Raw genomic sequence first — 23959 nt, 5'->3', positions numbered from 1 at the left:
ATCGTATAAGTAACGAGCTACAAGTGACAAGTGACTTTCGACGTGATAGCCGGTCGAATTATTATTCGCTCATGAGTACAGCGCAGTAACTCGTTACTGGTAGCTCGTAACTCGTAACTTAAATATTAGAGTTATGCATTATGCAAAGTTACAATAAAAAACAGAAGAGTCCCATAGTATACAAATTTCTTTATCTTCCGGAGGTGAAGGTAGGAGAACTCCATTACTTCTTATCATAAACCCCATTAGAGAACTTCCCGTAAGCCATTACCTGATCTGTATCGGGAAAATGTACAATCTCCGGAAGATTATTCGTATCGAAGTCAATATAAACCAGCTTTTCCGTATCCGAACCGTTACGAATGACATGCGCACCTTCAGGACCTGTAGGGAAAGTTATTGCATCACCAGCCTTCACCGTCACATCCCCATTCGCTGTGCGAACAATTCCTGTACCACTGATGATATAGAACACCTCTTCGTCCGTTTCATGATAATGATATCCATAGGCAAAATTACCCGGTTCTACTTCTACAAAGTTCACACGGCATTGGTCCACATCCGCTTGCTCAACAATCGGTTTCACTGTAAATTCATTACCACCCTGGTTGATTTTCTGACCTTCTGCGGTCTTGTAATTCTTTACTGCAAGTACTTTCATTGTTTTTTTGCTTTTAATTTGTTTATAAAATAGTTGCATTCATCAGTTTTTTCACTAACTTCGCAAATGCAGTCAGTAACTTTCCGACGATGCAAAGCTATATACTATTTTACTTATAAACAAGAAGTTACGAATCGGTAAGATAGTTACCTAAAGGTTACTTTTGCTGAAAAGCAAGAGTTTAAAAATGAAGAAAAGAAGAAAAAACTAATTATGACCTAATCACAAAAGTATGAAAACAAGAATTACCTCTAATCGTATCACAGAACTACACCCGGACGAGATATTCGTTTTTGGCAGCAACCTGGAAGGCGCGCATGGTGGCGGAGCCGCTTATCTGGCATGGAAAAAATGGGGAGCCATCTGGGGACAAGGAACCGGATTACAAGGACAGACCTATGGCATTCCGACCATGCATGGTGGGCCGGAAGCCATCAGACCTTATGTAGATGAGTTTATCCGCTTTGCCAAAGAGCATTCACAATATACTTTCCTCGTTACAGAGATAGGGTGCGGCATTGCCGGATTCGCCCCGAAAGAGATTGCTCCTTTATTTAAAGAGGCTGCGGTTGTGCCTAACATTTACCTGCCTCAACGCTTCTGGGATGTACTGAATGCGAAGTAAAGCTTCGTACGCCTTCTGCCTAAAGCCAACAAAATACAGGAAAGGGAACAGAGAGAGCAGATAACAAATATACCCCCTGTAGAAACCAGGATATTTCCAATGCCTACCAGGGGAGAGACAATGCCGCCGAACGAAAAGCAAACAGCACCCAACAGTGCTGAAGCTGTTCCGGCATTCGCAATGCAATCATCGGAAATTTCACCTCTCTATCTGTACGCCAAGATGTAGACGCACTATGGGAAAACTATTTAATCAGCGAGCGAATGAAGCAATCTTATAATCGTAACCAAGCCAAAGAATTTTAGTAATAAACAAAAAGAACTATCAGGAATTTGTGTTATAACCACCGTTCAATCGGATTTGTAATCCTAATATTCGGAGTGTAAGGAAACTGAAAAAAATACTATTTTCCCATTTACAGGAAGTTAAGAGTTTGTCGACAGGAAGTTGGGAGTTTGTCAACAGAAAATTAACTTTTTGTCGACTAGAAATTAATACTTTGTAAGTTTCTGATAATCTGAGAGAAAGCTTCCTTACGCAAAAGTGATATTCGTATACATATATTACTTGCGCTCTACACACCTCTTAAATAACTCGTTGGCGGAATTCGTTTCAGAGCGACTCCATGCCATCTCCGTATCTGTGCACAGTTTGGATAGAAGTCATGTAACTCAAGTTTCTTTATTCAGATATTTATCGTACTTTTGTAGCCTGTAAACCAGCTATTACGTTTAAGAAGGAATACAACTATGCGCTATAAACTTTCGGCACCAGCCACTTTGCATACCACTATCCAGCTCCCGGCTTCCAAAAGTATCAGTAACCGGGCTTTGATATTACACGCTTTAGCCCAAGGGCATATCGCGCCAAGTAATTTGAGCGATTGCGATGACACCCGTGTCATGATAAAAGCACTGGACGGGAATCCCGGACATATTGACATTCTTGCCGCCGGAACCGCCATGCGTTTTCTCACGGCTTACCTCAGTGTAACACCGGATACACGCATCATTACCGGTACCGAACGGATGCAACAACGCCCCATACGTATTCTGGTGGATGCCTTACGTGAACTGGGTGCACAGATAGAGTATGCCGGAAAAGAAGGCTTCCCTCCTTTGCGCATCACAGGTACAGAATTAACAGGCGAAGAAATCAGCCTTGCCGGAAATGTCAGTTCGCAATATATATCTGCTTTACTGATGATCGGTCCTATCCTGAAAAACGGATTGAGGCTGAATCTTACAGGAGAAATCATTTCCCGCCCTTACATTAATTTAACGCTGCAACTGATGAAAGAATTCGGTGCAGACGCTGCCTGGAGTTCTGAAAGTAGTATCACCGTCCGTCCGGGAAAGTACAGAGACATACCTTTCACAGTAGAAAGTGACTGGAGCGGTGCTTCTTACTGGTATCAGATGGTTGCCTTAATTCAGGATAATGAAAAAAAGGAATCTACAAAAACGGAAATAAAATTACCCGGACTTCTCCCACGCAGTTATCAGGGTGACAGCCGGGGAGCTGAAATATTTGCCAAACTCGGTGTACACACCACATATACCGACCAAGGAGTGGTACTAACTAAGATGGGAACTCCCGTTGCCTGTTTAAAGGAAGATTTAGTGGATATACCCGACTTGGCACAAACTTTCGTTGTGACTTGTTGTTTAATGAACATACCTTTCCGATTTACCGGATTGCAGAGTTTGAAGATAAAGGAAACCGACCGCATTCAGGCTCTTATCACGGAATTGCATAAACTGGGATATGTGGTAAAATCGGAACAGGACAGTGTATTAATCTGGAACGGTGAGCGCTGCGAACCGGAATCCAATCCCGTTATTGCGACTTATGAAGATCACCGGATGGCAATGGCATTTGCACCCGCCATCCTGCGGATGCTATCCATACAGATTGCTGACCCACAAGTGGTTTCCAAGTCTTATCCGGGATATTGGGAGGATTTGAAACAGGCAGGGTTCGGAATTGAGATAATTAAATGAAGAACAATTTAAATGAAAAATAAAGAATGAAGAATTTGGCTGCGCTACGTAAGCATACCACCAAGTAATTCTTCATTCTTAATTCTTCATTCTTAATTAAAAAACTATGTGGATATTAATTATAAGTCTTATTGTACTTGTCTGTATCGCCCTTTTGGCAGGATACATCCGTAACCTACGCTTGCAAAAGAAAATAGAACGCGGAGAACTGGATGCCATGCCCGAAGTGAAAGAGGTCGATGCAGAATGCTGCGGACAGCACGAAATATGCGAACGGGACAGTCTGTTAGCTGCCGTCAGCAAAAAGATAGAGTACTACGATGATGAAGAACTGGACAAATACATCGGCACTGCCCCCGAAGATTACACTCCTGAACAGGAAGATGAATTCAGAGACATATTCTATACGATGCAGGACACCGATGTTGCCGGATGGGTACGCAGTTTGCAACTACGTGGAATAGCTCTGCCGAACAATATCAAAGATGAAGTATTCCTGATCATAGGAGAGAGGAGACTTTAAAGTGGATCTACTACAATATACCTTCTTCCAACATGCCCTCATCGGCAGTTTACTGGCAAGCATTGTTTGCGGACTTATCGGTACGTATATCGTAACGAGGCGACTGGTGTTCATTAGTGGCGGACTGACACATGCCTCTTTCGGAGGAATCGGTCTGGGATTATATACAGGAATTTCTCCCATTTTGGCAGCCGGAGTGTTTGCGGTACTGTCGGCTTTTGGTGTGGAGTGGCTTAGCAAACGCAATGATATGCGTGAGGACTCAGCTATCGCGGTATTCTGGACGCTGGGGATGGCATTGGGTATCATGTTCACCTTCCTTTCACCCGGGTTCGCACCCGATTTGTCGGCTTATCTGTTCGGTAATATACTGACGATTACATTCGGAGACATCGCCTTGCTTGCAGGACTTGCAGTGATACTGGCTATTTTCTTTATCCTATACCTGCGTCCGATTATTTATGTTGCTTTCGACCGGGAATTTGCACGTTCACAAGGCATTCCCGTACAAATATTCGAATATGTGCTGATGATGTTCATTGCACTGACCATTGTAGCATGTCTGCGCATGGTGGGGATTGTGCTGGTTATCTCCCTGCTTACAATCCCGCAAATGACTGCGAATTTGTTCACGCATCGTTTCCACCGCATTATCTGGCTATCCATCGGCATCGGTTATCTCAGTTGCCTAGGCGGATTGATGATATCCTATTATCTCAACGTTCCTTCAGGCGCGGCTATCATCTTCTTTTCCATCATTATATACGTAGTATGTAAGCTGGGAAAGAGTTTTTATTTATCTTTACGGCAGAAAACGCAGAACCCGTAAAACTTACTGGCATAGTTGAAACGCAAAGCAATCCTCCTCACTGGCATCTTAGTCACTTTGATGCTCGTTGCCGGATGTTCTACTCGAAAGAATACAGCCGGCACACGCTTCTATCATGCCCTAACCACCCGTTACAACGTCTACTTCAACGGAAACGAAGCTTATAAAGCCGGATTGCAAGCACAGCAACAAGGGAATAAGGATAACTACATGGAAATGCTCCCCCTCTATCCCATCGGCAACAAAGAAACTACAGGTATCGGTACTTCCGACTATGAGCGAGCCATTGAAAAAGCGCAAAAAGCCATTCGCCAGCATTCTATCAAGCGACGCCCCATACGTAAACCAGGACGGGCATACACGGACGAATACAAAAAATGGCTGGCGCGTCGGGAATTCAATCCTTTCATACATCGTGCATGGCTGCTATTGGGAAAAGCACAATATCAGAAAGGAGATTTTCCGGAAGCTGCCTCAACCTTTTCTTATATCGTGCGCCTCTATGACGGACAGACGAGCATCACTTCCGAAGCTCTGATCTGGCTATCCCGCTGCTACTCAGCTCTGGGCTGGCAATACGATGCGGAAGACGCTCTGAACCGGGTAAATAATGATAGTCTGCCGTTATCACTGGCAGTCCCTTATGCTTCGGCAACAGGAAACTACCTGTTGGGCAGTCAGCGATACAAAGAAGCCATCCCCCATCTGGAAAAGACAGCCAAAAACGAGAAGAACAAGCAGCAAAAAGCGCGATGCTATTATCTCCTGGGGCAGACTTACCAGCTATTGCAACAACCGGAACAAGCTTATCAATCATACAGCAAAGTAATTCGTCTCAACCCTCCGTACGAACTGGCATTGAGTGCCCGTATCCGCCAGACGGAAGTGATGCCCACCGCCAATAGCCGTAAGATAACAGGAAAGCTACTGCGGCTGAGCAAAGACGAGAAAAACGAAGAATATCTGGATCAGATTTACTATGCATTGGGTAATGTTTACCTGGTCGGGAAAGACACGGCGCAGGCTCTTTCCGCATATCACAAAGGAATAGAAAAGAGCACCCGTAATGGTGTGGAAAAAGGAATTCTTCAACTGACATTGGGAAACTTGTACTGGCAGCAGGCACGCTATGCCGAAGCACAGAAAGCATACGCAGAGGCAATAGGGTTGATAGATAAGACACACCGGGAATATGCCGACATTACCACCCGTTCGGAAATACTGGACGAACTGGTACCTCATACCAATACCATACAGTTACAGGATAGTTTGCAGCACCTTGCCGGGATGCCGGAGGCGGAACGAATGGCCGTCATAGAAAACATCATTGCACAGGTCATCGCCCGGGAAGAAGCAGAACGTAAGGCGGCCGAAGAAGCAGAGCGGGAAACAAACCGTCTGCAGATGCGGGAAGAAGCGGAAAGTCAGTTACCTGCAACTTCGATTATCAGCAAACCAGGGCAAGGGAATACCACTACTCCACAAACCACCCAGCCGGCAATAGGCGGAAAACTGGATTGGTATTTTTATAATCCGCAATTAGTGGAACAGGGAAAAGCAGAGTTCCAACGTTTGTGGGGACGCAGAAAACTGGAAGACAACTGGCGAAGGAAAAACAAAACCGTGGTTGCACTCGACGATTTTGAAGAGATAGATTACAGTGAACCGGAAGATATTGCCCAGAAAGACAGTATCCGGAACAGTCAAGAAGATGAAACCGCAGAAAGTTCCGTCTCCCCCAAAGAAGGTCCTAAAGAGGGAACTGCCGACAGTATCGCCAATGACACGCATCGTCCGGAATACTATCTGGCACAGATACCATTGACAGAAGAGGCCATGCAGGCATCCAACGCATTGCTATCGGAAGCCTTATACGGTGCCGGAATAGTTTTCAAGGATCGTATGCACGATTTCCGACGGGCAGAAGCCATGTTCGAAAGGCTCATCCGGCAGTTCCCGGACTTCGCGCAAGCTGATGAAGCCTATTATCAGTTATTCCTGACGAAATTGGCTATAGAATATTATGAGAAAAAAGGCAGTTCCGCCGAAAAATATAAAGCCGAACTTATCGCCCGGTTCCCCAAAAGCCGTTATGCCAAGACACTGGCTGACCCGGATTTCGCAGAGAATGCCGTACATGGTAAGCAACGTGAAGATTCACTCTATGTCCGCGCTTATGAGCATTTCCAGATGGGCGACACAGCCACTGTGCGGGCTGCCGAACATCTTTCTTCCGAAATATATCCATTAGGGCAACACCGCCCGAAGTTTATGTTCCTCGAAGCCGTCACCCGACTGCAGGGAGGAGAAACAGAAAGGTTCCTCGCCACTCTGAAAGAACTTGTACAGCAATATCCGCAGAACGAAATCACTGATCTGGCCGCCCATATACTGAAAGGCGTACAAGAAGGGCGTCTGCTGGCCCGTGACAGCCATACATTCGGTTCTATCTGGCAACGCCGAAATGCCGAACTGGCCGAAGCAGGCAATCTGCTGGGCGACAGTTTGAGCAGTGCCGCTATTCTTCCACCAGACAGTGCTTTCAGCACAGAGCGCAATGTACCGTTCCTCTTTATCCTTGCTTATGAAGAAGGAAAAGTAAACGAGAATATGCTTCTGTTTGAAGTGGCACGCTATAATTTCTCCACTTTCCTGGTTAAGAACTTCGACCTTGCATTTGCTCACGAACGGGGTATCGGTATGTTGCAAATTCGTCCGTTCAACAATTACGATGAAACACAGCAATATTTCCGTCGACTTTATGCAAATCCCGAAATGGCGGCACGGCTCAGTGGCATGCGCGCCATACTCATCTCGGAGGCCAACTATGCGCAATTAATCAAACAATATAGCTTCGATGATTATGATGCCTTCTACCATACACACTTCTCTTCCATACCGGAACCGGAACTAAAAGGCTATACACTGGATGAACCTCTGCTGAACCTGCCGACAGAGGAAGAAGAACGGCAGAGAGAAGAAAATCTGCCTACGGAAGAGGACGACCCGGAAAATGGTGTTATCTTTGGGGATTGAAATAACTAACAGATATGAAGAAAGACAGATTACTTTGGGTGGACGATGAAATCAGTTTGTTGCGACCGCACATCCTGTTTCTGGAAGGCAAAGGCTACGAAGTAGATACCGTAACCAACGGACAGGATGCACTTGACCGCTGCCGCACTACAACCTACGACCTCATCTTTCTGGACGAAAACATGCCCGGACTGAGCGGTCTGCAAACTCTGGCATTAATAAAAGAAATCTGCCCAACTGTCCCCGTCGTCATGATCACCAAGAGTGAAGAAGAAAACATCATGGACATGGCTATCGGACAAAAGATTGCGGATTACCTGATCAAGCCCGTCAATCCTAACCAAATATTGTTATCGCTAAAGAAGAATCTGCATCGTCGGAATATAGTCAACGAAGCCGCACAAACCGGTTATCAACAAGATTTCGGTAAGATAGGCATGCAAATAAATGACTCGCTGACGGCAACCGACTGGATGGAATTGTATCGTCGCCTAGTATATTGGGAACTGGAATTGGAAGCTACAGACAGCCCTATGAACGAGATGCTTGCCATGCAGAAAGCAGAGGCCAATTCTGCCTTTGCCAAATTCATAAAGAAAAACTATGCCAACTGGGTATCAGACGAAAAAGGGGCAACTAACACACGCAAGCCCTCTTCGGAAAACACCGACCGCCCTCTGATGAGCCCGGATCTTTTCAAACGCATCCTTTTCCCTCTGCTGGACAAAGGTGAAAAAATTTTCTTTATTGTACTTGATAATTTCCGGTACGACCAATGGCGCGTTCTTGCCAATGAGCTATCTGGCTTATTCAACATTGAAGAACAACTCTATTTCAGCATTCTGCCCACCGCCACGCAATATGCCCGCAATGCCATCTTTTCCGGACTGATGCCTGACCAGATAGTCAAGCTTTTTCCCGAATTATGGATAGATGAGGACGAAGAAGAAAACAAAAACCTGAATGAAGCCCCACTGATACGTACCATTATAGAGCGCTATCGCCGCAGTGACACCTTCTCTTACCATAAAATTAATGATGCTTCCGGCGCGGAACGTCTGCTGGCACAACTTCCCGCCCTGGCGCAGAATGACCTCAATGTTGCCGTATTCAATTTTATCGACATGTTGAGCCACAGCCGAACGGAAAGCAAAATGATACGTGAACTCGCCTCTACCGAGGCAGCCTACCGTAGTATCACCCTTTCCTGGTTTCGCCATTCACCGCTGAGCGACTTGCTGAAAGCGCTTGCCAGTCGTCAGTACCGGGTTATCATCACCACCGATCACGGCAGCATTCGCGTAGATAACCCGATAAAAGTGCAAAGCAACAGTAAAGAAATCAATGCCAACCTGCGATACAAACTGTCACGCAACATGGCATACAACCCCAAACAGGTGTTTGAAATCACCCGTCCTGCTGAAATACACCTCCCCTCACCCAACGTGAGTACACGCTATATCTTCGCTACAGGCCGGGATTTCTTTGCCTATCCCAATAATTACAACCATTACGTCAGCTATTACACCGATACCTTCCAGCATGGAGGCATTTCGATGGAAGAGATGATTATCCCACTTATCACATTAAGTGGACGAAACTGAAAGTAAAATCATAATTAAATATAGTATGGAAATTAAAATTCAATCTCTGGACCATATCCATGAAGCCGCCCGCGAGTTCATCGCCGCTATGGGTGACAATACCGTTTTCGCTCTCTATGGAAAAATGGGAGCTGGTAAAACTACTTTTATCAAGGCACTTTGCCAGGAGTTGGGCGTTGAAGATGTCGTTACATCACCTACCTTTGCCGTTATCAATGAGTATCGTTCGGACATAGCAGGAGAATTGATCTATCATTTCGACTTCTACCGGATCAAGAAGCTGGAAGAAGTATATGATATGGGATACGAAGATTACTTCTACAGTGGTGCACTCTGTTTCATCGAATGGCCGGAACTGGTGGAGGAACTGCTACCGGGCAATACCATTAAAGTGACTATTGAGGAACAGGAAGACGGTTCGCGCAGGTTGACAATGGGAAATCTGGATTAATATCTTATGAGCCAATACATCGTACAAGGTATATTCGTAGTAGCCGGCATCCTCTCATTACTGGCGGCTGTGTTTGACTGGGAGTGGTTCTTCACTGCCCGCAACACACAGTTCGCCGTAAAGAGTGTAGGAAGAAAACGTGCCCGGTTATTCTATGGCGTACTGGGAATCATTCTTATCGGGATGTCTGTATTCTTCTTCCTGAATACACCGGAGGTTTAACCCTTCTACTGCCATCCCCCACCGAGTGCTTTATACAGTCGCACCAGTGTGATCTGCTTATCCCGTATCGCATTGCTCAATCCGATCTGGGCATCGAAATATCCACGTTGTGCATCCAGCACGTCCAGATATCCGATTACGCCATTGATATACTGTAACTGGGCCAGCTCCACATTGGTTTGCGCGGCTTGTTCCAGTTGCAGGCGCGACTCATAAATATCTTTTATCTTATTGAAATCTACAATTGCATTCCGCGCATCCTTGAAAGCCGTCAGCACTGATTTCTCGTAAGAGTAAACCTCCTGTTCGTACGCAGCTTTCTTAGCTTTCAGCATCGCCCGGTTCTTACCCATCGCAAACAACGGCGTCAGCAAGGAACCGCTCAGGAAATGATAGGGTGATTTCAGGAAATCAGAGAATTCCGCACTCTCCAAACCATAATGTGCCGTCAGAGCCAGACGAGGAAACATATTAGTATACGCAAGGCCTACTGTCGCATTTGCCGCAATCAATTTCTGTTCCGCCTGGCGTACATCCGGACGGCGTTCCAGCAATGTAGACGGAAGTCCTACAGGAAGATTTTCCGGCAATTTCACCTCTTCGGGCAATACCGAACGTTCTATCTTCCGCGGATATTCACCTGCCAGAAAAGCAATGTCATTCTCTTTAATGGAAATCTTTCGCTCCAGATCCGGAACCAGCGTTGCAGTACGTGCAAATTCCACCTGTGCCTGTTGATAAGAGGTTTCCGAGGTAAGTCCACCTTCAAAACGAAGCTTTGCCAACCGCACGCCTTCTTTACGGGCATTCAGTGTCTGACGGACAATAGCCAATTCATTATCCAAAGCCACCAGTTCAAAGTATGCCTGAGCCACTTCCGCCACCAGGCTCATTTTCAGTGCCCGTTGCGCCTCTATCGAACCCAGAAAATCCGCCATACTCTTATCTTTCGCCCAACGCAAGTTTCCCCAAAGGTCCACTTCCCATGAAACGATTGCCTTTGCTTCATAGCTACGGTCCGAATCATAATTGTCTCCGCCATAGTTCTCCGCTTCCTTGTCCGCATACAACTTACCACTAACCTGCGGGAAAAGATTAGCAAAATCTATGCGTTTCATTGCCGCCAGCTCCTTCACCCTCGCAGCGGCTATCTTCATATCCTTATTATATTCGAGTGTCCGCTCTATGAGCGCTTGCAACGTAGTATCGGTGTAGAGTTCCCACCATTGCCGGTCAGCAATAGAGAGCGTGTCCTGTTCCGTTGAGTCAAGTTGTTGCGGCAGATTCAATTCCGGACGTACATAATGTTTGCCCAACTGGCATGAACTGAACAATAGCACCAACGCCATCATGTAATATATTGTATATTTTCTTTTCATAACTTATCGTTTAAATCGCTTCGTAACTTTCTTAATATTCGTACTCTTCGCTTTTGCCTTCGCCTTATAAATCAGTACAAAGAAGAACGGTACCAAAAGAATGCCTAATGTCACAGCCAGAATCATTCCAAAGAATACACCGGTACCAATGGCCTGACGGCTTGCCGAACCCGGTCCGCTGGCAATAACCATCGGCAACATACCGAGAATAAATGCCAATGACGTCATCAGGATAGGACGGAAACGCAACTGCGATGCATGTAAGGCCGCCTTAACCACATTCGCTCCACGGTCTACTTGTTCTTTGGCGAATTCTACAATCAGAATCGCGTTCTTCGCCGCCAGACCGACCAGCATTACCAATCCGATCTGGAAATAGACATCGTTCTCCAATCCACACAACCACACTCCGAGGTAGGCTCCCAACGCGGCAATAGGCAATGAAAGCAACACCGCAATGGGCACTGTCCAGCTTTCGTAAAGTGCTGCCAGGAAGAGGAATACGAACAGGAATACCAATGCCAATACCATTGCTGTCTGTCCTCCGGCCTGTTTCTCCTGATAAGAAAGTCCACTCCATTCCACACCTATATTTTCCGGCAAGTGTTCGCGGGCTATCTGCTCAATGATTTCCATGGCCTGACCGGAACTGTAACCATCCGCTGCTCCGCCACGAATTACGGCACTGTTGAACATATTGAAACGTTTGATGCTACCCGGTCCCGTGGTATATGAAGTGGTTCCGAGAGAAGTCAACGGTATCATTACATTATCCGCCCCACGTACAAAAAACAGGTTGATATTTTCTTTGTGTTCCCGATAAGGCGCTTCAGCCTGAATGTATACACGATAGATACGATTGAACATATTGAAGTCGTTCACATATACCGAACCGGTATAAGCCTTCATGGTCGAAAAGACATCTGCCAACGGCACTCCCGCCAGTTTTACCTTATCCCGATCTACATCGAAATAGAGTTGCGGAATATCCGCCTGTAAAGATGATGACAGTCCGGATAGTTCCTTACGCTGCGATGCATAATACATCAGTGTATCCGTAGCTTGCACCAGATTATCGAATGTGGCATCTCCACGTGCTTCAAGCTGCATTTCGAAACCACCCGAACTTCCCAATCCCGGAATAACCGGTGGCGTGGAAAGATAGACTTTACACTCGGGATATTCCTGCAAATCCTTTTTCACTTGCGCCATCACCTCGTCAATGGTTTGTCCGTCACGCGCGCCCCACGGCTTCATAATAACCGTCAGTTCGCTACGTGCCTGGCTGCTGCCTACACGAGGGCTGCTACCCACTACGCTCTGCACATACTCTACAGCCGGGTTCAACATCAGATACTCCACTGCACGCTCTGACACGGTACGTGTACGCTCCAGTGTCGCACCTTCGGGCAATTCCAGTTCCACTTTGAAGTAACCCTGATCTTCCACGGGCAAGAAACTGGTCGGTATCAGGCGGTTTATCAGTAAGATGGCTACCAGTACCACACCAAATGCAGCCAGTACTCTGCGAGGATTCCCTATCACACGTGAAATCTGGCGGACATATTTACGATTGCCCATATTCAGCGCATAGTTGATATAACGGAATACGATATTCTTTCGCTTATGCGACTCCGGTTTCAATATCAACGAACACATCACCGGGCTCAAAGTCAATGCAACCACCGTAGAAAGTAATACGGAAACCACAATTGTCACCGTGAATTGACGATAAAGCTGCCCTGTGATACCACCCAGGAAACTAACCGGTACAAACACAGCCGCCAATACCAGAGACGTCGCAATAATCGCTCCCGTCAATCCCTCCATCGCTTTTTTCGTAGCTTCGTAAGGTGGCAATTTCTCTTCGTGCATAATGCGCTCTACATTCTCCACAACCACAATAGCATCGTCCACCACAATACCGATGGCAAGTACCAATCCAAGCAATGTAAGGATATTGAGCGAAAAACCGAATATCAGCATGAAACCGAACGTACCAATCAGGGAGATAGGTACTGCCACAATCGGAATAAGTGTAGCACGCCAGCTTTGCAGTGACAGAAATACCACAATAATTACCAGTATCAACGCTTCAAACAAAGTCTTATATACTTCGTGAATAGACTCCGAAATGTATGTCGTCATATCAAACGGAATCTCGTAGCTCAATCCGTCAGGAAAATTACTACTGATTTCATTCATTGCCTTCTTCACATTCTCCGCCACTTCCATGGCATTGGCGCCCGGAAGCATATAAATGCCCAGCACCGCTGCATTTTCACCGTTGATGCTACTCTCCGTATTGTATGAAGATGCCTCCAGCGAGATGCGTGCCACGTCGCGCAAACGGACAATGGAACCATCCGCATTCGCACGAACCACGATTTCTTCAAACTGCCCTACAGTAGAAAGACGCCCCTGAGTCGTAATGGGAATGGTAATATCCAATCCTTGTACCGGCTGTTGGCCCAACACACCGGCTGCGGATTCGCGGTTCTGATCTTTCAAAGCATTCTGCAAATCGGCTACAGTCAATCCGAAATTTGCCAGTTTGTCCGGTTGCACCCAAATCTGCATGGCATAGTAACGGCTACCGATATTGGAAACACGTCCTACACCTGGAATACGACGAAGCAAATCGAGTACGTTCAGTGTAGCGAAGTTACTCAGATAGATTTCATCAAACTTCGGGTCGGAAGACATCAGACAGATAGTCATTAACTGGCTGGCTGCCTGTTTTTCTACGGATATACCGTTCTGTACCACTTCTGCCGGAAGACGGGACTCGGCCAGTTTCAAACGGTTCTGTATTTCTACTGCCGCCAAATCGGGGTCGGCAGAAATATCAAATGTCACTGTAGCGGAAAAACCACCGGAATTGGAACTGTTGGACTCCATGTAGAGCATTCCCGGTGTTCCATTCAATTCTTGTTCGATAGGTGTAGCTACCGCCTGTGATACTGTCAGTGCGCTGGCACCGGGATACGAAGCGCTAATCTTCACCACCGGTGGCGTAATCTGCGGATATTGGTCAATGGGGAGCATCGTCAATCCGATGATACCTACAATGACAATCAGTATGGAGATGACAGCCGAGAATACCGGTCTGTCTATAAAGAAACTTACTTTCATATGCGTCTGTTTTATGTTCGTCAATTACTTTTCAGTCTTAGCCGAATCCGGTGTCTGACTTTGATCTTCGTCTTCTTTCTTCAACAGGGCATTATTAACCTTAACTTTTATACCCGGGCTTAGTTTGTGGTATCCTTCCACTACTATTGTCTCACCCGGCACCAGTCCTCTCTCCACTACCACCTGGTTCTGGAATTCCGGTCCCAGTTCAATAAAGCGCCGTTCTACAGTGGAGTCGCGACGCATCACAAACACGAAAGCGCCACCCTTTTCGATGATTACCGATTTCAGGGGAACTACTGTCGCATTCTCTCGTACATCCAGCAAGAGCTTCACTTTAGTGAACTGTCCCGGAAGTAATACATGTTTCGGATTGGGCATTTCGGCACGAACAGAGAAAGTACCGGTACGCGGGTCAACCTGCGGCTCGGCAAAGTCAACCAACCCTTTGAAAGGATAAACAGTGTTATCTGCCAGTGTTATAGAAATATTCGGCTGCCAGGAACGGGTAGAATCTTTCTGCCCCAGATTCACATTGCGCTCTTTGGTTTTCAGGTAATCCAATGCCGTCATACTGAAGTCTACCAGTACTGTATCACTCTTCACAATGGTAGCAAGCAATGACTTACCACCCGTACCTACCAGTGTACCAAGGTCTACATATCGTTCACTGATATGCCCTGCAAGAGGTGAGCGGACAATGGTATATCCTAATTCCAACTCGGCCTGATCCAGATCAGCTTGGCTCATAGCAACACTTGCTTCAGCCGTTTCATAGGCAGCCACTGCATTATCCAAATCCAACCTACTGGCAGCATTCTGCTCATATAAAGGACGGATACGCTCCAGGTCGTTCTGCGCCTTGCGTACCTGCGCCTCATCCTTTTTTAATTGTGCACGCGCCTTGTCTGCCTTCGCGGCATACTGGTCACGGTTGATTACAAACAATACCTGATTCTTCGTCACATAGGTACCCTCTTCAAAAAGCATATTTTCCAGATACCCTTCTACACGGGCGCGGACTTCTACGAACTGCTGGGCACGGACACGTCCTACATATTCACCATAAATTTCCACGTCATCCTGTATCACCGGTTCCACAGCTACCACCGGAAGATCCGGTACAGGTGCCGGCCGGTGGGTAACGAACCAATAAATTGCTGCCAACACCACTATAGCTATTGCGGCAATCACTGCCTGTCTTTTCGTTATTCTGATTTCTCTCTTCTTAAAAAACGATTTCATAAGCTCTCTGTTTATGTTAATGTTAAAAACCCTATAAATAAAAAACACAACTGGCGTGCCAAAGTTCGATGGGCGTACCTTTATAATTCATAGCCAACGCATTAAACGGCTAGACAAGAATAATGAAAAGTGTGGAACCTACTCTACAAGTGTGGAATTATTCCACAAAAAAAGTCCGAACAAACTGTCCGGACTCCTTTTTTACTTAACTGAACCTTTCTATTCTTCATCATCATCCAATGACTCCGTATATTCCAGTTCACCTTGAACCACGAACAGGATTTCTTCCGGATCATAGTCACCCATCTCGTCTTTGTGGGCTTCCTTGATAATGTAATCCACGATTTGCCCCAGATCCACTTCGACACATCCTTCTTCGTCCGGCTCTACATCCAGAATGCCGCTTTCAGAATAATACTCGTCAATCAAATCGAGGAAATAATAGAATTCGTCATCAGAGAACTTCTCTTTTAACTCTTGCGGCAAATAATTCTTGATGTATTCGATGGTTTTTTCGTCATCGAGATCATCCTTAAAGAAATCGTCTTCCAGTCCCATAATAGTTAGTTTTTTAAGGGTTAATACCTTATTTATATTATGCTCCTTAGAGGAGCATTTTTTTTATCTTATCATCAAAAGCTGATTTGGAAGCAGAACCTACCTGTTTGTCAACCAACTCACCGTTTTTGAAGAATAGTACAGTAGGGATGTTACGAATACCGTATTCAGCAGCTACATCGCCATTTTCGTCTACATCGCACTTACCGATGAGAACCTGTCCTTCGTACGTTTCTGCCAATTCTTCAATGATAGGACCTACCATTTTACAAGGACCACACCACGGAGCCCAAAAGTCAATCACTACAGGTTTACCCTCTGCAAGGATCTCCTTATAGTTGCTGTCTGTAATTTCTAAAGCCATTTCTTTAAATATTAAGTATTAATTATTAAGTATCAAGCCGGCATCATTTTGCGGTATCCCGTTGACGGGTCAAAGATACTAATTTATCCGGAATTCCAGTTCCGGGCGGTCATTTAAATAAGAGATTAACTCACGTCCTACGGAAAGTTTCACCGGACGTGAAATCATATCCACCACTGTCTTAGTATCAGGATCGCTCACTTTGAAATAAAGTTCCGTCGTTCCGGGATTCCCTTTCATTAGCGCTGCAAGCTCTGTAACCAAAGCCTGGTTCAACACGGAAAGCGGTATCAGAATGGTGATTTTGGAAATCAACTTCTCCTTTACATCCGGCAACAATTCCATAGAGGTAATTTTTACTTCTAATTCATCCTGCCGCCACTGTTTAGGCTGGCAACGCGCTTTTATAAAGAGGAAAGTACGTTCACCCAGATACCCCTGATAGGTCACCCAGTCATTACCAAAGAAAGGAAGTTCCGCCGAACCGGAATAGTCTTCAATCTTGGCTATGCCGTAAGGATTACCATTCTTACTGATACCCCGGCGTACAGAAGTTACAATTCCTCCCATCGTTATTTCACGTCCGGCAAGTGCCGCTTTGTCTTCCAGTTCAGCCATACGCGTATTGCAAACATGTTGCAACACAACCGAATATTCATCCAGCGGATGAGCGGAAAGATAGATACCCACCAGATCACGTTCCCTGTTCAGACGATCCAGATCACTCCAACGTTCAGCTTCAGGAATTTCGGGAGTAGCTATGTCAACTACATTCTCACCACCGAACAAGGAATTGGCGGCAGCCGCCTGATCTGCCTGATAACGGTTACCATAACGTACCAAAGTTTCCAAGAAAACTTCATTCTTAGAGTTCACGGCAAAATATTGCTCGCGTTTCAACTCCGGAAATTCATCGAAACCTCCTGCCAAAGCAAGACATTCCAGATTCTTCTTATTACAAGCTGTCAGATTGACGCGTTGCACAAAGTCGAATATACCTTTGAAAGGACCATTCTTCTCACGTTCTTCCATGATATTCAGCACGGCACCTTCGCCCACGCCTTTCACTGCACCAAGACCAAAACGGATATTTCCTTCCGGGTTAACAGTGAACTTCAGATTACTCTCATTCACATCCGGACCAAGAACTTTGATGCCCATAGCCTTACATTCGTCCATCAGCTTAGTGATATCGGTAATGTTCGACAAACTTCGGCTCATTACGGCTGCCATATACTCGGCGGGGTAATTTGCTTTCAGATAAGCCGTCTGATAAGCTACCCATGAATAGCAAGTAGCATGAGACTTGTTAAAAGCATAGGATGCAAACTTTTCCCAGTCTCCCCAAATCTTTTCAAGTACTTTCGGATCATGTCCGTTCTTGCGTCCGCCTTCAACGAACTTAGGTTTCATGTGATCCAGTTTGTCACGTAGCTTTTTACCCATTGCTTTACGCAGGGCATCGGACTCACCACGAGTGAAGTCAGCCAACAGACGGGACAAAAGCATCACCTGTTCCTGATATACCGTAATACCATACGTATCCTTCAGGTATTTCTCCATAACAGGAATATCGTACTCAATCGGTTTCCGTCCATGCTTACGGTCAATAAAATCCGGGATATAATCCATAGGTCCCGGACGATAGAGAGCATTCATTGCAATCAAGTCTTCAAAAGTAGAAGGTTGCAACTCACGCAGATATTTCTGCATACCGGCAGATTCAAACTGGAACGTACCAATAGTACGCCCATCACTATATAGCTTGTAGGTGGCGGGATCGTCAATAGGCACTCTGTCTATATTCAACCTTAAACCGCGGTGCAAACGCACATTCTCAACCGCTTCCTTGATGATCGACAATGTTTTCAATCCCAGGAAGTCCATCTTGATCAAACCCGTATCTTCAATTACCGAACCTTCATATTGGGTAACAAGCATCTTTTCGCCCGTTTCTTTATCATCGGCTGTACTTACAGGTACCCAATCGGTAATGTCGTCACGACAAATAATTGTACCACAGGCATGCACACCAGTACCGCGTACATTACCTTCCAGCATTTTGGCATATTTCAGCGTATCACGCACCAAAGGATCGGGAGAAGCCTCAGCCGCCTGCAATTCAGGAACATAATCAATGGCGTTCCTCAGGTTCAGCTTTTTATCAGGTATCTTATCGGGAACCAGTTTGGCCAGACGGTCAGACTCCGACAGGGGAAGTTTCTGCACACGGGCCACGTCCTTGATAGCAAGTTTGGTAGCCATCGTACCATACGTAATGATATGCGCCACTTTTTCCTGACCATACTTTTGTGTCACCCAGCGAAGCACTTCACCACGTCCGTCATCATCAAAATCGATATCGATATCAGGCAAGGAGATACGGTCGGGATTCAGGAAACGCTCAAACAGCAAATCATATTTAATGGGGTCAATCTTCGTAATCTGCAAGCAATACGCCACTGCCGAACCGGCCGCTGATCCACGTCCCGGACCTATCGAAACACCCATATTACGCCCTGCGGCAATAAAGTCCTGTACAATAAGGAAGTATCCCGGGAAACCCATTGTCTTCATAATGTGAAGTTCAAACTTCAATCGCTCCATTACTTCTTCAGACAAAGGGTCACCATAAAAGACTTTAGCACCGTCAAAAGTTAGTTTGGCAAGATAGTCCGCCTCTAGTTTAATACGATATAATTTTTCATATCCGCCTAAACGTTTGATTTTCGCCTTAGCATCCTCCTCACTTAATACCACATTGCCATTTTCATCCTGAGTGAACTCATCAAACAAATCCTTCTCAGTATATTTTTGCCGATACCCTTCTTCTGTTCCGAAATCTTCAGGAATAGCAAAAGTTGGCATGATAGGCGCATGATCGATTGAATAATATTCTACCTTATTCAGGATTTCCAGCGTATTGGACAAAGCCTCGGGAATGTCTGCAAATAATTCATTCATTTCAGCTTTTGTCTTCATCCACTCCTGTTTGGTATAAAGCATGCGTTTAGGGTCATCCAGATCTTTACCCGTACTCAGACAAATCAAACGATCGTGTGCCTCAGCATGTTCCTCGTTTACAAAATGAACGTCGTTGGAGCAAATAAGTTTAATATTGTATTTTTGGGCAAACTCTATCAGCTTGGCATTCGCCCTCTGTTGTAGCGGATAAGCTTCGTGATTGGCACGGGGCACGGTTGCCTTGTGGCGTTGCAACTCCAGATAATAATCTTCACCGAAAAGATTCTTGTACCAACGCACAGCTTCTTCCGCATCTTCCAATTGGTCGTTGAGTATCTTTTTAGGTACTTCACCGCCGATACAGGCCGAACAGACAATCAAGCCTTCATGATACTTTTCCAATTCGTTACGGTCAGTACGCGGACGCATATAATATCCATTTGTCCAGGCTCTGGATACCAGTTTTATCAGATTATGGTATCCTTTCTCATTCTTAGCCAACACAATCAAGTGCCAACCGCTCTGGTCGGGTTTACCTTCTTTCTTATCCATGGTGCGGCGCGCCACATACATCTCACAACCGATTATCGGCTTGAACAATTTATTTTCCGCCTCCGCAAGCTTTGCGCGACAATCAGCAAGTTCCGCGTCTTTGTCTTCGCAAGCTATCTCACCACTTTCAATACCGGCTATCCGTTTTTTGAGGTCCTTAATCTCTCCTTTCGGCCCGCTATTCTTTTTATTAACGTAATTAGTGAACTCCTTAATGCCGAACATATTGCCGTGGTCAGTCACGGCTATCCCTTTCATTCCATCCTTCATAGCCTTGTCCACCAACGCGCTTACGCTGGCCTGACCATCGAGAAGGGAGTACTGGGTATGAACGTGCAAATGAACAAAATCCTGCATAAATATCTCCTTTCAATTGAGAGCATAAAAGTACAACGTATATAAGAGCTAACAAAAATATTTCCCTAAAAGTTATCAACATCTGCATTTCTCGCCCCAAATGCTTGTTAGATTTTCAAAATAAGCCTATTTTTGCCGATAATTTCTATTCAAAGAATAAAACAACTTACATGAGTCGACTAAAAAAACTAAAAAAGATACGAATTCACCGTGAGGGGACACATACACTGGCCGGCAGTTTATTGTTGCTACTGGTTGTTAATTCCGCTCTCTACTTTGGATTAGAATGCAAATTGCCATTCTATGTCGTAGCTGTGGTAAGTATTGTCCTGTATGGAATGCTGGTGAATTTTTTCCGATGCCCTATCCGCCTGTTTGGTCAGGAAGACACCGAGAAGATTGTGGTGGCACCTGCCGATGGTAAAATAGTAGTCATAGAAGAAGTGGATGAAAATGAATACTTCCACGATCGTCGGCTTATGATTTCCATCTTTATGAGTGTTATCAATGTACACGCTAACTGGTATCCGGTAGACGGAACCGTGAAGAAAGTAGCCCATCACAACGGAAAGTTCATGAAAGCCTGGTTACCGAAAGCCAGTACGGACAACGAACGTTCCACAGTGGTAATTGAAACTCCCGAAGGTGTAGAAGTAATGGCACGTCAGATTGCCGGAGCGATGGCACGGCGCATCGTCACCTATGCCGAACCCGGTGAAGACTGTTATATAGATGAACACATGGGCTTTATCAAGTTCGGCTCCCGTGTAGATGTATATCTCCCGTTGGGTACAGAAGTATTCGTAAAGATGGGACAAACTACTACAGGAAACCAGACTGTGATAGCCAAACTAAAATAACTAAACAATGCCTAACTGTATTACCCGCCATATCCCCAATACATTAACATGCCTGAATCTGTTCTCGGGCTGTATTGCATGTGTTATGGCTTTTGAGTTCAAGTATGAATGGGCTCTCACTTTCATTATTATCAGTGCTGTCTTTGATTTCCTTGACGGAATGTCAGCGCGGTTGTTGAATGCCCCTTCTCCTATCGGAAAAGAATTGGACTCTCTGGCAGATGACGTCAGTTTCGGAGTAGTACCCTCAGTAATTGTATTCTCTTTATTACGCGAAACTACTTATCCCGACTGGATGAGCTGTTTTCAGGAATATGTTCCCTATTTTGCTTTCCTCATTGCTGTTTTTTCAGCATTGCGCTTGGCTAAATTTAACATTGACGAACGTCAGACCAGCTCATTCATCGGCCTGAATACTCCTGCCAATACCTTGTTTTGGGCAGCAGCAGCGGCTCAATATCATGATTGGCTGATACAAGGTGGAGTAATCTTGTATGGTTTATTGATTTGTATCGTATTATTCTCTCTGTTACTGGTATCTGAATTCCCAATGTTCGCCTTCAAACTGAAGAATTTCTCTTGGGAAGAAAATAAAATCCGTTATTTGTTTTTGATAGTCAGCATTCCTTTGCTTATCTTCGTAGGACTTGCAGCTGTTATTGGCTGGTACATCATTTTGTGCTGGTTTGTAAGAAAGAAGCTCTAAACAAATCTTCTGGCACAGTTGTTGTACTATCGTTCGTAAGACGAACAATATATAAAAACGATTAGCCCATGTTTCACATCTTAGGATTTTTATTTATCATTATAGTCGTTATTCTGGTCATTGGACTCAGCATCATCGGCACCGTTCTCCGAACTGTTTTCGGATTGGGAAAGCGTCGTAGCTCTTCAGGTACTTACCAGAATGGCGGAGGTAGTTATCAATCCGGTGGAGGTTATTCTTTCTCGGGTAATCAGCAGCAGAACGCTTCTTCGCAGTTCAACGGAGAAACAACTTCCTCTGAAAATGATATACATAGAAAACATAAGAAACTGTTCTCTAAAGATGAAGGAGAATATGTGGATTTTGAAGAAATTAAGGAGTAATCAGATTTTTGCCATGCCGGTGAGAATATATTTGCCTTTCAGATTATGCTCCTTCATATAAATCTGAACTTCCAGCCGGCAAGCTGACATTAAGGCATATCCCACTAACCTATCATTCATAGCTTTAATAAATGAATACTCGGTATCATTGTGAATAAAAGATATACGATGATATTCCATTACATAATGTATTTAAAGTTCTGTTGAATAGTCAAATGTACGGATAAAATACGTAATACGGATCAAAAAGAGGAACTATATTAGAATTCAACGACGTTTTGCTGCAAAAAAATCCTTCATCAGTATTGCACACTCTTCAGCGAGAATGCCCTGTGAAACTGCCGTTTTCGGGTGCAAGGCCTGAGATGCATAACGCTGATATCCACGTTTCTCATCTCCGGCACCAAATACAAGCCTTCCCATCTGAGCCCAGGCAATTGCACCTGCACACATGACACAAGGCTCTACTGTAACATAGAGAGTGCATTCATTCAGATATTTTCCGCCAAGAGTAGAGGCTGCAGCAGTAATAGCCTGCATTTCAGCGTGAGCAGTCACATCAGTCAAAGTTTCTGTTAAGTTATGGGCGCGAGCTATAATACGGTCTTTGCATACAACGACTGCGCCAACGGGCACTTCTCCTCTTTCGGAAGCCTTACGTGCTTCAATCAACGCCTGTTTCATATAATAGATATCGTCCATCCACTTCAATTTAATTTAGAATTAAAGAATTCTCTTTATCGTCTCATATCATGCTCACCGAAAAGGGTCGGATAATCTTCTTCCATATTCTTATGGATAAACATGAGAATAGTCTCCCGCAGCCACCGCGATTTATTCGTTATCTTGTATTTTTCCAGATAACGGTCTACAATCCGCAGCTCTTCCTCGCTCATCAGGCAAACAATGCGCTGTTCGCGTTTGGGCTCTTCAGGTGTTGCTTTCACACACGTTTTATCTCTCTTTCTCATATTTCCTGCAAAATTAGTTTTACTTCTGTAAATACAAAGCAGAAAAAACGTATTTTTGCATAGAAACAGCTAAAAATAAAGACGAATACAGGTATGGCAGCACACAATGCTCTCGGAAAGGCCGGAGAAGACACCGCAGTGGCGTATCTGGAATGTAACGGATACACCATCTGTCACCGTAATTGGCGAAAAAATCGTCTTGAGCTGGACATTGTGGCAGTCAAGGATGGACAATTAATCGTGGTGGAGGTAAAAACCCGCAGCAATACAGAATACATCGAACCGCAAGATGCCGTTAACTGGCAGAAAGTACGCCATATTGTAGTAGCCGCTGATGCTTACATCAAACATTTCAGTATTGATGCCCCTGTCCGCTTTGATATCATTACCGTTGTCGGTGAAGCTAATGCTTTTAAAATAGAACATATCAAAGATGCATTTTATCCACCAATGTTCTGAATCAAACGTGAAAAGTGCTTTTACACAGCATTTTCGTAATTCTTCTTGTCCGTTTCGGGAAAACTCTCTATC

Annotated in this window: 22 protein-coding genes and 2 pseudogenes; 13 read left to right on the top strand and 11 right to left on the bottom strand. The window is 45.1% G+C overall.

Annotation, left to right across the window (positions count from 1 at the left end; genetic code table 11):
- Window positions 1–223: 223 nt before the first annotated feature.
- Window positions 224–661 (bottom strand): cupin domain-containing protein, encoded by a 438-nt coding sequence (locus tag VYM24_RS10180; protein ID WP_330942066.1) that lies wholly within the window; start codon window positions 659–661, stop codon window positions 224–226.
- A gap of 232 nt (window positions 662–893) precedes the next feature.
- On the opposite strand from VYM24_RS10180, the gene VYM24_RS10175 reads away from it, so the two are divergent.
- Window positions 894–1286: an A1S_2505 family phage non-structural protein gene (locus VYM24_RS10175; RefSeq protein ID WP_291552073.1), complete on the top strand. Its 393-nt coding sequence runs from the start codon at window positions 894–896 to the stop codon at window positions 1284–1286.
- On the opposite strand, the pseudogene VYM24_RS10170 reads toward VYM24_RS10175, so the two are convergent.
- Window positions 1253–1462, bottom strand: a pseudogene (locus VYM24_RS10170) (Bcr/CflA family drug resistance efflux transporter); the annotation flags it as partial. The gene VYM24_RS10175 and the pseudogene VYM24_RS10170 overlap by 34 nt on opposite strands.
- Here VYM24_RS10170 and VYM24_RS10165 point away from each other — a divergent pair.
- From VYM24_RS10165 to VYM24_RS10130, 8 genes and pseudogenes are all read left to right on the top strand, one after another.
- Window positions 1454–1588: pseudogene (locus tag VYM24_RS10165) on the top strand (ATPase); the annotation flags it as partial. The pseudogenes VYM24_RS10170 and VYM24_RS10165 sit on opposite strands and share 9 nt — an antisense overlap.
- Window positions 1589–2035: 447 nt before the next feature.
- Window positions 2036–3289 (top strand): 3-phosphoshikimate 1-carboxyvinyltransferase, encoded by a 1254-nt coding sequence (locus VYM24_RS10160; RefSeq protein WP_291552074.1) that lies wholly within the window; start codon window positions 2036–2038, stop codon window positions 3287–3289.
- 106 nt (window positions 3290–3395) lie between these two features.
- The gene (locus tag VYM24_RS10155; protein WP_291552076.1) at window positions 3396–3812 is read left to right on the top strand and encodes a phospholipase; all 417 of its coding nucleotides are present in this window, start codon (window positions 3396–3398) and stop codon (window positions 3810–3812) included.
- A 1-nt stretch (window position 3813) separates the two neighbouring features.
- A complete protein-coding gene (locus VYM24_RS10150; protein ID WP_026367615.1) occupies window positions 3814–4641 on the top strand; it encodes a metal ABC transporter permease in 828 nt (275 codons plus the stop codon).
- Between the two features lie 15 nt (window positions 4642–4656).
- Window positions 4657–7677 (top strand): type IX secretion system periplasmic lipoprotein PorW/SprE, encoded by a 3021-nt coding sequence (gene porW, locus VYM24_RS10145; protein ID WP_330942065.1) that lies wholly within the window; start codon window positions 4657–4659, stop codon window positions 7675–7677.
- A gap of 14 nt (window positions 7678–7691) precedes the next feature.
- Window positions 7692–9281, top strand: a complete 1590-nt coding sequence (porX, locus tag VYM24_RS10140; protein ID WP_299093405.1) for a T9SS response regulator signal transducer PorX — start codon at window positions 7692–7694, stop codon at window positions 9279–9281.
- 25 nt (window positions 9282–9306) lie between these two features.
- On the top strand, window positions 9307–9732 hold the full coding sequence (gene tsaE, locus VYM24_RS10135) for a tRNA (adenosine(37)-N6)-threonylcarbamoyltransferase complex ATPase subunit type 1 TsaE (protein ID WP_291552083.1): 426 nt from the start codon (window positions 9307–9309) through the stop codon (window positions 9730–9732).
- Window positions 9733–9738: 6 nt separating this feature from the next.
- Complete coding sequence (locus VYM24_RS10130) at window positions 9739–9954, top strand: immunity 17 family protein (protein WP_291552086.1); 216 nt, start codon at window positions 9739–9741, stop codon at window positions 9952–9954.
- A 5-nt stretch (window positions 9955–9959) separates the two neighbouring features.
- On the opposite strand, the gene VYM24_RS10125 is transcribed toward VYM24_RS10130, so the two are convergent.
- The 6 genes from VYM24_RS10125 to dnaE all read right to left on the bottom strand — a co-directional run bounded on the left by VYM24_RS10125 (window position 9960) and on the right by dnaE (window position 20508).
- Window positions 9960–11333, bottom strand: coding sequence for an efflux transporter outer membrane subunit (locus VYM24_RS10125; protein ID WP_291552088.1), 1374 nt, complete (start codon window positions 11331–11333; stop codon window positions 9960–9962).
- A 3-nt stretch (window positions 11334–11336) separates the two neighbouring features.
- Window positions 11337–14468, bottom strand: a complete 3132-nt coding sequence (locus VYM24_RS10120) for an efflux RND transporter permease subunit (RefSeq protein ID WP_217714757.1) — start codon at window positions 14466–14468, stop codon at window positions 11337–11339.
- A gap of 24 nt (window positions 14469–14492) precedes the next feature.
- Window positions 14493–15713, bottom strand: a complete 1221-nt coding sequence (locus tag VYM24_RS10115) for an efflux RND transporter periplasmic adaptor subunit (RefSeq protein WP_330942064.1) — start codon at window positions 15711–15713, stop codon at window positions 14493–14495.
- A 219-nt stretch (window positions 15714–15932) separates the two neighbouring features.
- The gene (locus VYM24_RS10110) at window positions 15933–16271 is read right to left on the bottom strand and encodes a hypothetical protein (protein ID WP_291552096.1); all 339 of its coding nucleotides are present in this window, start codon (window positions 16269–16271) and stop codon (window positions 15933–15935) included.
- Between the two features lie 46 nt (window positions 16272–16317).
- Window positions 16318–16635 carry a thioredoxin gene (gene trxA, locus VYM24_RS10105; protein WP_291552098.1) on the bottom strand — a complete coding sequence of 106 codons (318 nt, stop codon included), beginning with the start codon at window positions 16633–16635 and terminating at the stop codon, window positions 16318–16320.
- A gap of 78 nt (window positions 16636–16713) precedes the next feature.
- Window positions 16714–20508, bottom strand: coding sequence for a DNA polymerase III subunit alpha (gene dnaE, locus VYM24_RS10100; RefSeq protein WP_291552101.1), 3795 nt, complete (start codon window positions 20506–20508; stop codon window positions 16714–16716).
- Window positions 20509–20678: 170 nt separating this feature from the next.
- On the opposite strand from dnaE, the gene VYM24_RS10095 reads away from it, so the two are divergent.
- The 3 genes from VYM24_RS10095 to VYM24_RS10085 all read left to right on the top strand — a co-directional run bounded on the left by VYM24_RS10095 (window position 20679) and on the right by VYM24_RS10085 (window position 22457).
- A complete protein-coding gene (locus VYM24_RS10095; protein ID WP_138293174.1) occupies window positions 20679–21368 on the top strand; it encodes a phosphatidylserine decarboxylase family protein in 690 nt (229 codons plus the stop codon).
- A 7-nt stretch (window positions 21369–21375) separates the two neighbouring features.
- Window positions 21376–22074, top strand: a complete 699-nt coding sequence (gene pssA / locus VYM24_RS10090) for a CDP-diacylglycerol--serine O-phosphatidyltransferase (RefSeq protein WP_291552106.1) — start codon at window positions 21376–21378, stop codon at window positions 22072–22074.
- 68 nt (window positions 22075–22142) lie between these two features.
- Window positions 22143–22457 (top strand): DUF4834 family protein, encoded by a 315-nt coding sequence (locus VYM24_RS10085; RefSeq protein WP_291552109.1) that lies wholly within the window; start codon window positions 22143–22145, stop codon window positions 22455–22457.
- Here VYM24_RS10085 and VYM24_RS10080 read toward each other — a convergent pair whose 3' ends face one another.
- The 3 genes from VYM24_RS10080 to VYM24_RS10070 form a co-directional block, all read right to left on the bottom strand.
- Complete coding sequence (locus VYM24_RS10080; RefSeq protein WP_291552112.1) at window positions 22458–22637, bottom strand: hypothetical protein; 180 nt, start codon at window positions 22635–22637, stop codon at window positions 22458–22460.
- A gap of 87 nt (window positions 22638–22724) precedes the next feature.
- Window positions 22725–23159 carry a nucleoside deaminase gene (locus VYM24_RS10075; RefSeq protein WP_291552114.1) on the bottom strand — a complete coding sequence of 145 codons (435 nt, stop codon included), beginning with the start codon at window positions 23157–23159 and terminating at the stop codon, window positions 22725–22727.
- Window positions 23160–23194: 35 nt separating this feature from the next.
- Window positions 23195–23428, bottom strand: a complete 234-nt coding sequence (locus tag VYM24_RS10070) for a hypothetical protein (protein WP_217714763.1) — start codon at window positions 23426–23428, stop codon at window positions 23195–23197.
- A 93-nt stretch (window positions 23429–23521) separates the two neighbouring features.
- On the opposite strand from VYM24_RS10070, the gene VYM24_RS10065 reads away from it, so the two are divergent.
- The gene (locus VYM24_RS10065; RefSeq protein ID WP_217714764.1) at window positions 23522–23887 is read left to right on the top strand and encodes a YraN family protein; all 366 of its coding nucleotides are present in this window, start codon (window positions 23522–23524) and stop codon (window positions 23885–23887) included.
- Window positions 23888–23959: the final 72 nt, after the last annotated feature.

Origin of the sequence: Bacteroides sp. MSB163, from assembly GCF_036416795.1 — a bacterium.
Classification (GTDB): domain Bacteria; phylum Bacteroidota; class Bacteroidia; order Bacteroidales; family Bacteroidaceae; genus Bacteroides; species Bacteroides maternus.
Note: the sequence above shows the minus strand (reverse complement) of the source record. Positions and strands in the feature narration are given on the sequence as shown.